Genomic DNA, 13,380 nt, shown 5'->3' on the forward strand with positions numbered 1-13,380 from the left:
ACGCGGTTGTTTCCGCATTAGCACCTTCTTTATGACATCATCGCGTTCGATTGATCAAGGCTTCCAGCAAACACTCAGAAAGGGCTTACAGCCCTTTCTGAGCGTAATGAAGCGTTCTGATTACCCCACGTTCGGTTCTGCAGGAACCTTCTTTTTGGCCATGAAGTTATAAAGCACTAACAGGCCAAAAATACCGGTGATGATCAGGGTGATGGTTCCCTTATCCATAAAGTGAGCCATATTACCCAGCAGGATGCCGGTGACGCCGAAGTCGGTATCCGAGAAGGTGGTGTTGGTCAGTCCAATCTGTCCGAGTACCGGCAGCAGGGCGACAGGCAGGAAGGTAATTAACAGACCATGCGCAAAGGCTCCGCAAATCGCCCCGCGCTTGCCGCCAGTCGCATTACCAAACACGCCTGCCGTCGCACCACAGAAGAAGTGAGGAACCACACCCGGCAGAATCAACACCCAATGCAGCTGACCCAGGACAAACAGTCCCACGAGACCTCCGACAAAGCTGGAGATAAAGCCAACCAGCACCGCATTCGGGGCGTAAGGAAAGACTATCGGGCAATCCAGTGCAGGTCTGGCATCCGGCACCAGTTTTTCTGAAAAGCCGGTAAAAGCAGGGACGATTTCAGCCAGAATTAAGCGCACACCCTGCAGAATAATAAAGACGCCCGCCGCAAAAGTAATGGCCTGGATAAACGAGTAAACCAGGTAGTTCTGACCATGACTGAAGTTGGCCTCCACATACTCTTTACCTGCAGAGACCGACAGGATTAAGTAAATAATCATCATCGTCAGAGAGATGGAGATTGTACTGTCGCGCAAAAAACTGAGGTTTTTTGGCATGTTCATCTCTTCGGTAGATTTAGATCCTTTACCGACGATAGATCCGATCCAGCCTGATAAGACATAGCCAATGGTGCCGGTATGCGCGAGGGCGACCTGGTCACCCCCGATGATCTTACGCATATAGGGCTGAGCGATCGCTGGGAAAGTGGCCATCAGGATACCGAGCAGCAGTGACCCGCTGTAAATGAGCTGAACACCTTCAAAGCCGGCAACCGATAAAATAATGGCGATCATACAGGCCATATAGAACGTCACATGCCCTGAAAGGTAGATATATTTCAGTCGGGTAAACCGTGCTACAACGATGTTGGCGACCATACCGAAAGCCATGATCATCGTGGTTGGCGCACCATATTTAGCCAGGGCGATAGAAACCATCGCTTCGTTATTTGGAATGATGCCCTGAACATCAAACGCATGTTTAAAAATGTCGCCCAGTGGCGTCAGGGAACCGACCAGAACGGTCGCTCCGCCTGCCAGCACCAGAAAGCCCAGAATCGTTTTTACCGTACCCTTGATGACATCAGGAAACGGCTTCTTCTGCGCAATCAGTCCGAAACATGCCACCAGACCAACTAATATTGAGGGCACTTTCAGCACGTCGACGACGAACTGCAAAAGATTTTGAGTAAACATATTAACCTCGAGGGTAAGGTGTTTATCTAATTTTTAGCGTCAGTTTTTCTCAAAATACTCGCGTATTTTTTGCTCTGTTTCTTTCAGGTCGATAATGTTGTTGATGATGATGACCTTCTGTTCCGGAAGGTTCGCGCTGTAGGCAATGTCTTTTGCCATTACAAAAACATCCGCCACATCGGGGGTGACTGAACCAAGATCCGAATGTTCAACTTCCGCTTCAACACCGATCGTTTTAAGCACCTTCTTGATGTTCATTTCCATCATGAAGCTGCTACCCAGACCTGAACCACACACCGCCATAATTTTCATATCTAACCTCATTAGCTGTTGATCAAAAGTCGCGTTTCAGCGGGCAGATCAGACGCCCGATAAAATTGTCGTGAGCGCTTCTTTGCTGGTCGCATTGAAGAGCTGTGCCATGATCTCTTCATCGGACAGAACCTCTGCCAGCTCGGAAATCATTTCGATATGGCTATTACTGTCCGGCGCGGCAAACATAAAGATGGCCTTCACCGGATCGTTCTCTTCGGAATCAAATTTTACGGGGGTGCCCAGCAGTACGATCGACAACCCCAGTTTGTGTGCGCCCTGTTCCGGGCGGGCGTGAGGCATGGCAATCTGCGGCGCGATAACAAAAAAGGGACCGATCTCCTCTTTCTGTCGAATGATCGCATCTATGTAATCCTGCGATATTGCGCCCTCAGTGAGCAGAGGATGCCCCGCAATCACTAATGCTGCCTGCCAGTCGGCAACGCTTTCGACGTACTGAATTTTCTCGTTGTTTAACCACTTAGCCAGGTATGACATCGCCTTGCTCCTGCTGAAAAATGTCTGAGTATGTACAGTCAGGTATTGAGAAATACTCTCTCATCCTCTTATTAACTAAACCGGCTGACAGCCGAATCTCACTCGAATCACAAACACATAGAGGGGGTGAAATTCGTAAAAGAGCCTGTTATCAATCAGTTAAGACAAAAATCACTTCTCACTGTGGACATAAATTTATCTTTCACTTTTGTCATCACATCTGTACATGTTAAAGATGTCTAGTCATCCTGATGATGTCCTTCGACGTGTACGGACACAACATGTAAAGTTAAAATATTGCTGAGCAGGCTTAACATCAGTGCCAATTTGCTAAGTTGATCACATATTCAGCTAGCCGCAGTGGTACTCATCCGGCAATGTCAGGCAGAACTGTACTGACACGGATTAGAGGGAGCCTGTCCTTCACTCAAATGGGAATAGAGCCAATGGTTGATGGCATGACTGAAAAGCAAAAAGAGGTTGTTGATTACATCCTCAATAAAATTAAGGATGATGGCCTTCAACCCGGAGAAAAGCTGGATACCGAAATTTCCATTGCCAAAAACATAGGCATCACCCGCGCGACGGTGCGTGAGGCCACTCGCATTCTGGTGGAGCAGCAGAGAATATATCGGGTTAAAGGATCGGGTATTTTTGTGGGTTCCACTGAGGTGAGTAGCCAGGCGCACAGATATCATGTTCTATCACCTTTTGATTACCAGGCTCAACGAAATGGCCATAAAGGTGTCAGGAAAATCATTTCTGTCAGCATAATTAAGGTCCCTTCAGCCGATATGGCGCAGGCGCTCCGTATTAAAAATAGCGATCAGATTTATAAAATTTTACGCCTGATGTGTTTCGATGACATTCCGGTGGCGCTTGAGCAAATTCACCTGCCGGTAAATATGTTTAACAGCATGGAGTTCAGTAAGCTGGAAATCTCTAAATATGCCTACATTGAAGAAGTGACGGGAAAAAAAGTTCAGCTCAGGGATCAGCACTTAACGGCCGTCAATCTTGCGGATACACAATCACTGACGCTGCTTAATTTAGCGGAAGGTGATGCGGTCATTCAGCTCAATGAAACCGTTTTTCTTGACGACGGTGTGCCCTGTGAGGTCAACGTGGCGATTATCAACACCCGGTATTTTCCGCTGAAACAAAATTCGCAGCGGCCTTAGGTGAAATATGCTTTAGTTACTGATCTTTCGAGAAATTATTGGGATTATTATTCGTACCTATAAATAGGACAGCTCTCTCCTATTAGTTACCTCTGTCAGGGAGGCGGCAATTTGAACTTAAGATAAAGAGTGTGATGAGCAATATACTTTGATCGGCCGCCTTCGATGCCGCTGGGTTAAAATAGCTTCAAGATTACAGATAAAGTCGCTTTGTTTACTGTTTTTAAACAATTGAAAAATGTAATTAATCTATCAATCCTTTTTTAACGCAAAGCCTGTTAATACGTTATCACTTGATTAAAATCAAAAAATCAATTCATTGCTACCTTGCTAAAAAAGAGATAATAGATAATTAATATACTCCTTGCTAATGAAAGAGAGTTCTTAATGGCTATTCCAGTTTACCTATGGCTTGAAGATGATGGCGGCACTCCAATAAAAGGAAATGTTGATTTGAATGGTAGGGAGGGGAGTATAGAAGTTAGCGAATTAATGCACTCCATTGAACAGATTATTGACCCTGTAACTGGAAAAATCACTGCAAAGCCTTTACATAGTTCATATTCGTTCATGAAAGAAATAGATAATTCTTCTTCATATCTTTACAAAGCCCTCTCTACAGGTCAGACACTAAAATCAGCAGTGTTTAGATTCTACCAAATAAACTATAACGGACAGGAGGAAGAGTATTTTAGGGCAACTCTTGAGGATGTTAGGGTTATAGAGATAGAGCCGCTAATGATGGATGCTAAAAATCATCATTGGGAAAAGCACAATCATACTGAATATATTGATTTTTCTTATAAAAAAATTACATGGCATTATCTGGATGGAAATATCATTCATTCTGATTCATGGAACGAGAGGAATGCATAATGGCATGGGAATATGATGTAACAACGCACACCTTCACACGCAATGGTGAATCTTACACCGCAGATTACGCCGGAGCGACAGGTTATAAGAATGATATTTCTCAGGAATGCGTGAGCAACAAAGGCCCACTACCCAGAGGCAGTTATACCATTGGTTCTCCCCATAATTCGGTTCATACCGGAAAATACACTCTCGACCTCACTCCCGCTCTAAGCAATTCTATGTGTGGCCGGTCAGCGTTTCGCATTCATGGAGCAAGTAAGAAGCATCCTTTGGATTCATCGGAAGGCTGTATAATTGCTACACTCAGCGTTCGCAAAAGCATCTGGGCAAGTGGTGACAGGAAGTTAAACGTAAAATGAAATTACCTCTGATTTTCCTTACTTTGTTTTCTCCTGCTGTGATGGCTACCCAGATGGTAGGTTTTGGTGCCAGTTATTACGATGAAGAATCATCCGTCACTTATTACGACACTCATAAGCCCTTAGTGCCCAAAGTGGTTATTGGGGATCGGCTCTTTCCAATTGAGTTTAGCAGTCTTACTGATATCGCAAAACAGACTGGCGTAGTAGTTAATCGCGATGATTTTGCATCATGGCTTTGCCTGACATCTGAGAATATAACCTATTGGTTTATCTCCGATAATGAGATGGGGCAGGGCGATTTAACGGCGATCGCTATTGCCAGAGAAGGAAAGCAAAAAGGCTGTTCTGCATATAAAGGTTATTTGAATATCTCTGTTAAAGGTATTCCCTTACTCAATGCATCAACAGACACGCTTTTAGCGACCTTCTCAAGCAAGCCAGAGGGGGAGATTACTCAATACTGCAATGACTCAAGCCGTTACGGTGATTTCACTCAGTCAAACTGTCTTCAATATTATCGTGAAAAAGGTATCATCAAAGGCGTAATCATCAGTCAGATTACGGCCAGCTAATCATCTTTCAGAGGTTGACTGACGCACAACCTCTGAAAAAACGCATAAGACGATTTTCTGCATAACTTTGCCAGTTCGCTGGTTTTAATCGCATTTTTACCCGCCAACAAACAGCCTCAGCCGCAGGATCCTGCTATAAGCCCCTGTTTCAACGCCGTTAACCTCCATTTTCCTTTCAGTCCTCCTCATTATGACGAATCTAAGAAAGCATAAAACAATATGATGTTTTACCAATAATCGACTGCGTAGCACACTGGTCAGCAACCGGAATGAATAAGGACCAGGTGAATGGCATATCGATTAAGTCTATTAGATAAAGCGCCCGTGCTGCAGGGCGAGACGCCCACCGCCGCGCTGCAGCGCACGCTGCAACTGGCGCAACTGGCAGAAGAGTGGGGCTATCACCGCTTCTGGCTGGCGGAACATCACAACACCGCGCAACTCGCCAGTCCTTCACCGGAAGTGTTGATTGCCTGGATCATTGCACAGACCCGACATATTCGTGTCGGATCGGGCGGGGTAATGTTGCAGCACTACAGTCCCTATAAAGTAGCAGAGAACTTTAATCTGCTCGCCTCCCTGGCTCCGGGCCGCATCGACCTCGGCGTGGGTAAAGCGCCGGGCGGGCTGCCGCTCTCCACCCATGCTTTGCAACAGGGAGTTGATGCGGCTAAAAAAGGCAGCTTTGCCGAACAGCTTCAACTGCTGGATAGCTGGCTGAAGCCAGCGCAGGCGCATCCCGACGACGAAGGTTTAGCCGCGACGCCGCTGCCTTCACGCCCGGCTAACCGTTTTCTGCTGGGTGCCAGTGAAGAGAGTGCCAGGCTTGCCGCCAGTCTGGGCTGGCAGTTTGTCTTTGCGGCGCATCTGAATGGCGATCGTCAGTTGCTGGAGCACGCACTGAGTACCTTCTCCCGTCTGAGTCACGGCCAGCGCGCACTGGTGGCCGTGCAGGTGGTGGTGGCCGATTCACCCGCCGGTGCAGATCTGCTGGTTTCCGGTCTGCGTCACTATCACGTAGCGGTGAAAGATGGCCCAGGCGTGAATGTTGCCAGTCTTGAGCAGGCCGAACGTTATGTGCGTCAGGGCGGTTATCGGGATTACACAATAGAGCCGCGCACGCCGTCCCTGCTGAAGGGTACGGCAGCGCAGGTTCATGCTCAGCTGGACGCGCTGCATCATAATTTTGATATCGACGAGTTCGTTATCGACACGCCGATTACCGAGCCGGTTGCCCGCCTGAAGTCACTTGAACTGCTGGCCACGCATCATCTGGTCGCAGCCTGAACCTCAGTGGAGAGTCATCATGAACCATGAGTCACAACTGATCGAATGGCGACGCGAACTGCACACCTGGCCAGAGCTGTCGGGTCAGGAGTTCGCGACCACCGCGCGACTGCGGGTCTGGTTAGAGGCGGCGGGCATCCGGCTTCTGGACTATCCCCTCGAGACAGGCCTGGTGGCGGAGATTGGCAGCGGCGATACGGTGATAGCCCTGCGCGCCGACATCGATGCTCTGCCGATTCATGAGGCGAGCGGAGTGCGTTTTCATTCCCGTCATCCTGGCGTGATGCATGCCTGCGGTCATGACCTGCACAGTGCGGTGATGCTGGGTGCGGCGCTGCAGCTCAACGCGCAGGCCGATCAGTTGCCTGGCCGGGTACGTATCCTGTTCCAGCCCGCTGAGGAGATCGCGCGCGGCGCGCGTCAGTTTATCGACGCAGGCGTACTGGATGAGGTGCAGGCCATTTTTGGTATGCATAACGAGCCGTCGCTGCCCGTCGGCACCTTTGCCACCCGCAGCGGGGCGTTCTACGCCAATACGGACAAATTTATCATCCGCGTTACCGGCAAAGGCGCACATGCCGCGTATCCGGAGCAGGGCGTCGACAGCATTGTTACCGCCAGCCAGATTATTCAGGCACTGCAGGGACTCACCAGCCGCAGCTTCAGTGCGCTGGACAGCCTGGTGCTGAGCATTACCCGCATCGACGGCGGAAAAAGCTGGAACGTGCTGCCGGGCGGCGTTGAGTTTGGCGGCACGGCACGTACCCACGATTTACAGCTGCGCGCGGAACTGGAACAGCGGGTTCGCACGCTGGTTGAACACTTCGCCGCAGCCAATGGCGCGCAGGCGACACTGAGCTGGCATCCTGGCCCACCGGTACTGATCAACGACGCGCACTGGGCGGACTTCAGCATTGATGTGGCGCAGCAGGCAGGTTATCGGGTGCAGGCAGCCGAACTGCATCTGCTGGGTGAGGATTTTGCCTTCTATCTGCAACAGGTGCCGGGTGCATTTGTCAGCATTGGCAGCGCCAGTGATTTTGGTCTCCACCACGCCAGCTTTACCCCGGATGAGGCGCTGATCGCCCCCGCCGCCGACTACTTCGCCCGACTGGCCCGCCAGGCGCTGCAACATCTTAATGCGCGATGTCGGGAATCCATTCTGAACTGAATTCATCTGCAGCCCGCTCAATCACGACGGTTCTGAACACTGCCGTCGGGCATCGCTACGACTAAAATAAGAGAGAACATCATGACCACAAGACAACTTCGGCTGGGCACTATTCTGCATGGCGCATCGGGAAATATGTCCGCCTGGCGCCATCCGGCGGCGCAGGCCGATGCCAGCATCAACCTGGATTACGCCAGAAAAATCGCCCGCAAGGCGGAGCAGGGCAAGCTCGACTTTCTGTTTGTCGCCGATGGGTTGTTCATCAACGAGAAGTCGATCCCGCACTTTCTAAACCGCTTTGAGCCGCTGACCCTCCTGTCTGCACTGGCGGGCGTGACGGAGCATCTGGGTCTGGTCGGCACCGTTTCCACTTCTTATAGCGAGCCGTTCACCGTGGCGCGTCAGTTTGCCAGCCTTGATCACCTCAGCGGCGGTCGCGCGGGCTGGAACGTGGTGACCTCACCGCTTGAAGGGTCTGCGAAAAACTTCTCCCGCCAGAAACACCCGGAGCACGCATTACGATATCGCATTGCCGATGAGTATCTGCAGGTGGTGAAAGGCTTGTGGGATTCGTGGGAGCAGGATGCCTTTGTGCGCGACAAAGAGAGCGGACAGTTCTTCGACCCGGCGAAGCTGCATACGCTCGATCACCACGGTGACTTCTTCCAGGTTCAGGGACCATTGAACATCGCCCGCACGCCACAGGGCCGTCCGATAATCTTCCAGGCAGGCGCGTCTGATGACGGTAAAAAACTGGCGGCGCGGCATGCTGACGCCATCTTTACCCATCAGCCAACCCGTGAAGAAGCGCAGGCATTTTATCAGGATGTGAAGCAGCAACTGGTAGCGAACGGTCGTCAGCCAGAGGATCTGCACATCTTCCAGGGTGTCAGCGTGATTGTCGGCGATGATGCAGAGGATGTGGAACGCCAGTATCAGACCACAGCGGCGCTGGTATCGATTACCGATGCGCTTAACTACCTGGGCCGTTTCTTCGACCATCACGACTTTTCACAGTATCCGCTGGATCAGCCGTTCCCGGACATTGGCGACATTGGTCAGAACAGCTTCCGCAGCACCACCGACGAAATCAAACGTAAAGCCAGAGAGCACGGTCACACCCTGCGTCAGGCGGCGCTGGAAGCAGCAACCCCGCGCCCGCTGTTCCACGGCACGCCGGACGAGGTGGCGGATGGCCTGCAGCTCTGGTTCGAGACCCAGGCCGCTGACGGCTTCATCATCAATGGCGGCACGCCCGATACCTTTGAACGTTTTGTCGACCGCGTGGTGCCGATTCTGCAGGCTCGCGGCCTGACACGCCGCGACTATCCGGGCAGCACTTTGCGCGACAGCTTCGCACTGAAACAACCCGTTAATCAGTTCACCTCACAATAAGGGCACAAGCCATGAAAACAACATCGCGTCTTCTCGCCCTGCTTATTCTTGCCGCCAGCAGCCATGCACTGGCTGAAGACACCAGCGTCTCCTATAACGGCCAGCGCGTCAGCCTGGAAGCGAATAAAGCGCCAATTAATACCGTGAAGAATCCGGACGCCATCGCGCAGCTGCCTGCCGGTCATCATTTTGTGGTGCCGGGTTCGTTTACCGTGGCGGTCGCGGCGCTGAATTCGCCGCCGCTGACGGTGTTTTCCGATGACAACAAAACCCTGCTTGGCAGTGAAGTTGATATCGCCCGGCTGGTCGCTGACAGCCTGGGACTGAAACTCAATGTGGTGCCGACGTCCTGGGAAGACTGGCCGCTGGGCGTGGCGTCGGGCAAGTATGATGCGGCAATCTCCAACATCACCGTGACCAAAGATCGTAAACAGAAGTTTGACTTCGCCACCTACCGCAAAGACTCCCTGGGTTTCTATGTCAAAACCAGCAGCCCGATCAAATCCCTGACCAAAGCAGAAGATATCGCAGGGCTGCGGATCATTGTGGGATCCGGCACCAATCAGGAGGCGATTCTGCTGGCGTGGGATAAAGAGAATCAGGCCAGGGGCCTGAAAGCCTTCACACCGATCTACGCCAAAGATGACGCCGCCCAGACGCTGGCGCTGCAGGCAGGCCGTGCGGATGCCTACTTTGGTCCGAATGTCATCGGTGCCTGGAAAGCGGCGCTGACCGGTAAAACCCGACTGGTGGGCAGCGTCGATGGCGGCTGGCCAAAAGCGGCGCACATTGCGGTGACGGTGAAGAAAGGCAGCGGGCTGGCTGAACCAATTAGCACCGCGCTGAACGGCACAATCGGCAATGGCGACTATCAGAAGGTGCTGAATCGCTGGGGCGAAGGTGTTGAAAAGATCGATCGTTCTGAAATCAATCCCGCCGGACTGGGCGACTAAGGAGCAGACCATGAGTGAATCCACATTTCGCGAAGTGTCGCCTGACGCACCGGAGCTGCAACCCATTCTCGGCGGCCTGTTCGGTGAATATTCCGCACGCTACGGCGACTACTTCGCCCGCCATAAAGAGCAGGAGCTGACCGAATGGTATCTGCCGCCACAGGGGCTGTTTATTGTGCTGGAGCGTGACGGCGAGATCATCGCGATGGGCGCTTACAAACCCTATGACCCGCAGACCGCCGAGCTGAAACGCATCTGGACCCGCAGCGATCTGCGTCGTCAGGGGCTGGCGCTGGTGGTGTTACAGGAGCTGGAGCGGCGAGCGCTTCAGGCGGGTTATCAGCGGCTGTTCCTTACCACCGGCTTCCGCCAGCCGGAGGCGGTGCGGCTCTATACCGGTCACGGCTATCAGCCTCAGTTTGACCTCAGCGGCGATCTGGAGCGTTACGGCCAGCCGCCGCATGACGGGCGACTGCGGTTTATCAAAGTGATCGGTGTTTATAACGTCGCCGAAGCGAGTTAAGGAGTGACGATGAGCAAACATCAACAGTTACAGGTCGTGCCGGCGCGTTATCCGGCACGCACCGCCGGGGCTATCGTGGCGCTGTTTATACTGGCGGGCGTGGTGCAGTCGGTAGCCTTTAATCCGCGCTGGGAGTGGAGCGTGTTTGCCCGCTGGTTCTTCGATCCGGTGATCCTGCATGGTCTGGGTCAGACGCTGCTGCTGACCCTGCTGGGCACAGTATTCAGCCTGTTTTTTGGCGGGCTGCTGGCGCTGGCGCGCCTCTCCTCGTCGTGGCTGCTGAGCACGCTGGCATGGGGCTATATCTGGCTGTTCCGTTCGCTGCCGCTGATTGTGGTGCTGATCATTCTTTATAACTTCTCCTATCTCTACGACACCCTGTCGCTCGGCATTCCGTTTACCGGCCTGTCGTGGGGCGCGTTTCAGACAATTAACGTGCTGGGCCAGTTTCAGGCCGCCGTTATCGGTCTGACGCTGGTGCAGGCGGCTTACAGCGCGGAGATTATTCGCGGCGGGATCCTCGGTGTCGATCATGGTCAGATGGAAGCCGCGTCCGCGCTGGGGCTTTCCGCCACGCGCCGCACCTTCCGCATCATTCTGCCGCAGGCGCTGCGCGCCATTATCCCTACCGCGTTCAACGAGATCATCAGTCTGGCGAAAGGCACCTCCGTGGTTTACGTGCTGGCGATGCCGGAGCTGTTTTACACCATCCAGATGATCTACAACCGCAACCAGGAAGTGATCCCGCTCCTGATGGTGGGAGCCGCCTGGTATCTGATTATTACTACCGTCCTGTCCGTGATTCAGTACAACGCTGAACGCTGGATGGCCCGCAGCGTCACGCGTGAACCACAACCCTCTCGCTGGCGACAGTGGCGCAATCGCGTCACGCCACTTCATCCGACCGAGGAGATCAGCCATGTCCGAAGCCATTGATTACCGCACCTCACACACGACCGGTGCCATCAGCATTACCGGCGTCAGTAAACGATTTGGTAAACACAAAGCGCTGGATGATGTCTCGCTGTCGCTGGAACCCGGCTCAGTCACGGTGATCCTCGGCCCGTCCGGTTCCGGTAAATCTACGCTGCTGCGCACCATCAATCATCTGGAGCGGGTCGATGAGGGCTTCATTCAGATTGATGGCGACTACATCGGCTATCAGCAGCGCGGTAATAAGCTCTATGAGCTGAAAGAGAAGGCGATTCTGCGACAGCGCATCAACGTTGGTTACGTGTTCCAGAACTTCAATCTGTTCCCGCACCTGAGCGTGCTGGATAACCTGATTGAAGCGCCGATTGCGCATCGGCAGTTAACCAAACCGGAAGCGATAGAGCGGGCGGGCGAACTGCTGGATATTGTCGGCCTGCGCCATAAAGCCGATGCCTGGCCACGTCACCTGTCGGGCGGACAGCAGCAGCGCATCGCCATTGCGCGGGCGCTGATGCTCAATCCGCGCGTGATGCTGTTCGATGAGCCGACCTCGGCGCTGGACCCGGAGCTGGTCGGCGAAGTGCTCGACGTGATTAAAAAGCTGGCGCGTTCCGGCACCACGCTGGTGATTGTGACTCATGAGATCGGCTTTGCCCGGGAAGTGGCGGATAACGTGGTCTTTATGGTGGATGGCCGGATTGTGGAGCAGGGCAGCACGACGCAGGTGCTCAACAATCCGCGTCATGAACGTACCCGCCGTTTTCTGGCGCGCGTGTTATGAGGGCGCTGACGTTAACGGTGCTGGCGCTGATTCCATCGCTGGGTTATTCAGCCGCAGAGAAACTTGATGTTCTGCAAAACGAGACGCCGATCCATGCACCAGCAAATCCCCAGGCAATCAGTAAAATTCCGGCTGATTACCACTTTATCGAACCCGGCACGCTGACGGTGGCGACTTCTGCGACTAATTCACCACCGCTGTCGCTGCTGGCGTCTGACAATGTGACGCGGATCGGCAGCGATCCTGATATAGCCCGGCTGCTGGCGGACAGCCTGGGATTAAAGCTGAAGCTGGTGCCGGCTTCGTGGGAGGACTGGCCGCTGGGCATCAGCGCCGGACGCTATGATGTCGCGATGTTCAATATCGCCGTCACCGAAGAGCGTAAAAAGAAGTTCGATTTTGCGACCTATCGTGCCGACAATCACGCCTTTGCGGTGAAAAGCGACAGTCAAATCAGCCGGATTAATAGCCCGGCTGATATCGCCGGTAAGCGGATTATCGTTTCGTCGGGCACCAATCAGGAGCGTATATTACTGAGCTGGGATCAGCAGAACCGGGCCAAAGGTCTGCCTGCGGTGACGCCTATCTACCTTACCGATGATGCATCGGCGACGCTGACGCTGTTGTCGGGACGGGCCGATGCGATATTCGGGCCACACTCTATGGCCGCCTGGAAAGTGGCGTCACGCGGACAGACAAAGCTGGTGGGTAACGGGCCGTTTCGCGCCTGGGTTGCCGTGACCACCAAAAAGGGCAATGGCCTGGCCCCTGCGCTACAGACGGCACTGGATGGCACCATCGCGGGCGGGCAGTATCAGCAGGTGCTGGCCCGCTGGGGCGAACAGGATGAAGCCATTTCGCAATCGACGGTGAATCCACCGGGTATTGTTTACTGAGTCTGCAGAGCCGGTGGCCGCACCGGCTCTGCAGTAAAATTGCGTGTCAGAACAAGGCCGCATTGCCGCCTGGGTCTCTCTCATCCGACCGCGCGCTGCTCGCAGCGCCTCCCCGAATTGGGCTACACTCTTCAGCGTTAGTG

General features: G+C 53.2%; 15 protein-coding genes. 12 read left to right on the plus strand and 3 right to left on the minus strand.

Features of this window, described 5'->3' with window-relative positions:
• Positions 1-120: 120 nt before the first annotated feature.
• From ACN1CO_RS14805 to ACN1CO_RS14815, 3 genes are read right to left on the minus strand one after another with little or no spacing between them, the layout of a single operon-like run.
• Positions 121-1,494: a PTS ascorbate transporter subunit IIC gene (locus tag ACN1CO_RS14805; protein ID WP_419139587.1), complete on the minus strand. Its 1,374-nt coding sequence runs from the start codon at positions 1,492-1,494 to the stop codon at positions 121-123.
• A 39-nt stretch (positions 1,495-1,533) separates the two neighbouring features.
• Entirely contained in the window at positions 1,534-1,806 is a 273-nt protein-coding gene (locus ACN1CO_RS14810; RefSeq protein ID WP_419139588.1) for a PTS sugar transporter subunit IIB, read from the minus strand.
• A gap of 48 nt (positions 1,807-1,854) precedes the next feature.
• On the minus strand, positions 1,855-2,304 hold the full coding sequence (locus tag ACN1CO_RS14815) for a PTS sugar transporter subunit IIA (protein WP_419139589.1): 450 nt from the start codon (positions 2,302-2,304) through the stop codon (positions 1,855-1,857).
• A 446-nt stretch (positions 2,305-2,750) separates the two neighbouring features.
• Here ACN1CO_RS14815 and ACN1CO_RS14820 point away from each other — a divergent pair, with 446 nt between their 5' ends.
• The 12 genes from ACN1CO_RS14820 (at position 2,751) to ACN1CO_RS14875 (ending at position 13,237) form a co-directional block, all read left to right on the plus strand.
• Positions 2,751-3,485 (plus strand): GntR family transcriptional regulator, encoded by a 735-nt coding sequence (locus ACN1CO_RS14820; RefSeq protein ID WP_419139590.1) that lies wholly within the window; start codon positions 2,751-2,753, stop codon positions 3,483-3,485.
• A 387-nt stretch (positions 3,486-3,872) separates the two neighbouring features.
• Positions 3,873-4,361: an Hcp family type VI secretion system effector gene (locus ACN1CO_RS14825; protein WP_419139591.1), complete on the plus strand. Its 489-nt coding sequence runs from the start codon at positions 3,873-3,875 to the stop codon at positions 4,359-4,361.
• Positions 4,361-4,723 carry a tlde1 domain-containing protein gene (locus tag ACN1CO_RS14830; protein ID WP_419139592.1) on the plus strand — a complete coding sequence of 121 codons (363 nt, stop codon included), beginning with the start codon at positions 4,361-4,363 and terminating at the stop codon, positions 4,721-4,723. Before ACN1CO_RS14825 ends, ACN1CO_RS14830 begins: the two co-directional genes overlap by 1 nt.
• Complete coding sequence (locus ACN1CO_RS14835) at positions 4,720-5,298, plus strand: hypothetical protein (RefSeq protein WP_419139593.1); 579 nt, start codon at positions 4,720-4,722, stop codon at positions 5,296-5,298. Before ACN1CO_RS14830 ends, ACN1CO_RS14835 begins: the two co-directional genes overlap by 4 nt.
• 288 nt (positions 5,299-5,586) lie before the next feature.
• Entirely contained in the window at positions 5,587-6,585 is a 999-nt protein-coding gene (locus ACN1CO_RS14840) for an MsnO8 family LLM class oxidoreductase (protein WP_419139594.1), read from the plus strand.
• Positions 6,586-6,604: 19 nt separating this feature from the next.
• The gene (locus ACN1CO_RS14845; protein ID WP_419139595.1) at positions 6,605-7,756 is read left to right on the plus strand and encodes an amidohydrolase; all 1,152 of its coding nucleotides are present in this window, start codon (positions 6,605-6,607) and stop codon (positions 7,754-7,756) included.
• 81 nt (positions 7,757-7,837) lie between these two features.
• Positions 7,838-9,151 (plus strand): LLM class flavin-dependent oxidoreductase, encoded by a 1,314-nt coding sequence (locus ACN1CO_RS14850; protein ID WP_419139596.1) that lies wholly within the window; start codon positions 7,838-7,840, stop codon positions 9,149-9,151.
• An 11-nt stretch (positions 9,152-9,162) separates the two neighbouring features.
• A complete protein-coding gene (locus ACN1CO_RS14855; protein ID WP_419139597.1) occupies positions 9,163-10,104 on the plus strand; it encodes an ABC transporter substrate-binding protein in 942 nt (313 codons plus the stop codon).
• A gap of 10 nt (positions 10,105-10,114) precedes the next feature.
• Positions 10,115-10,627, plus strand: coding sequence for a GNAT family N-acetyltransferase (locus ACN1CO_RS14860; RefSeq protein WP_090965329.1), 513 nt, complete (start codon positions 10,115-10,117; stop codon positions 10,625-10,627).
• 9 nt (positions 10,628-10,636) lie between these two features.
• Entirely contained in the window at positions 10,637-11,563 is a 927-nt protein-coding gene (locus tag ACN1CO_RS14865) for an amino acid ABC transporter permease (RefSeq protein ID WP_419139598.1), read from the plus strand.
• Entirely contained in the window at positions 11,547-12,341 is a 795-nt protein-coding gene (locus ACN1CO_RS14870) for an amino acid ABC transporter ATP-binding protein (RefSeq protein ID WP_419139599.1), read from the plus strand. Before ACN1CO_RS14865 ends, ACN1CO_RS14870 begins: the two co-directional genes overlap by 17 nt.
• Entirely contained in the window at positions 12,338-13,237 is a 900-nt protein-coding gene (locus tag ACN1CO_RS14875; RefSeq protein WP_419139600.1) for an ABC transporter substrate-binding protein, read from the plus strand. The genes ACN1CO_RS14870 and ACN1CO_RS14875 overlap by 4 nt, the downstream gene beginning before the upstream one ends.
• The last annotated feature ends 143 nt before the right edge of the window (positions 13,238-13,380 follow it).

This window comes from Pantoea sp. R13S299 (assembly GCF_048515925.1).
Taxonomy (GTDB): domain Bacteria; phylum Pseudomonadota; class Gammaproteobacteria; order Enterobacterales; family Enterobacteriaceae; genus Pantoea.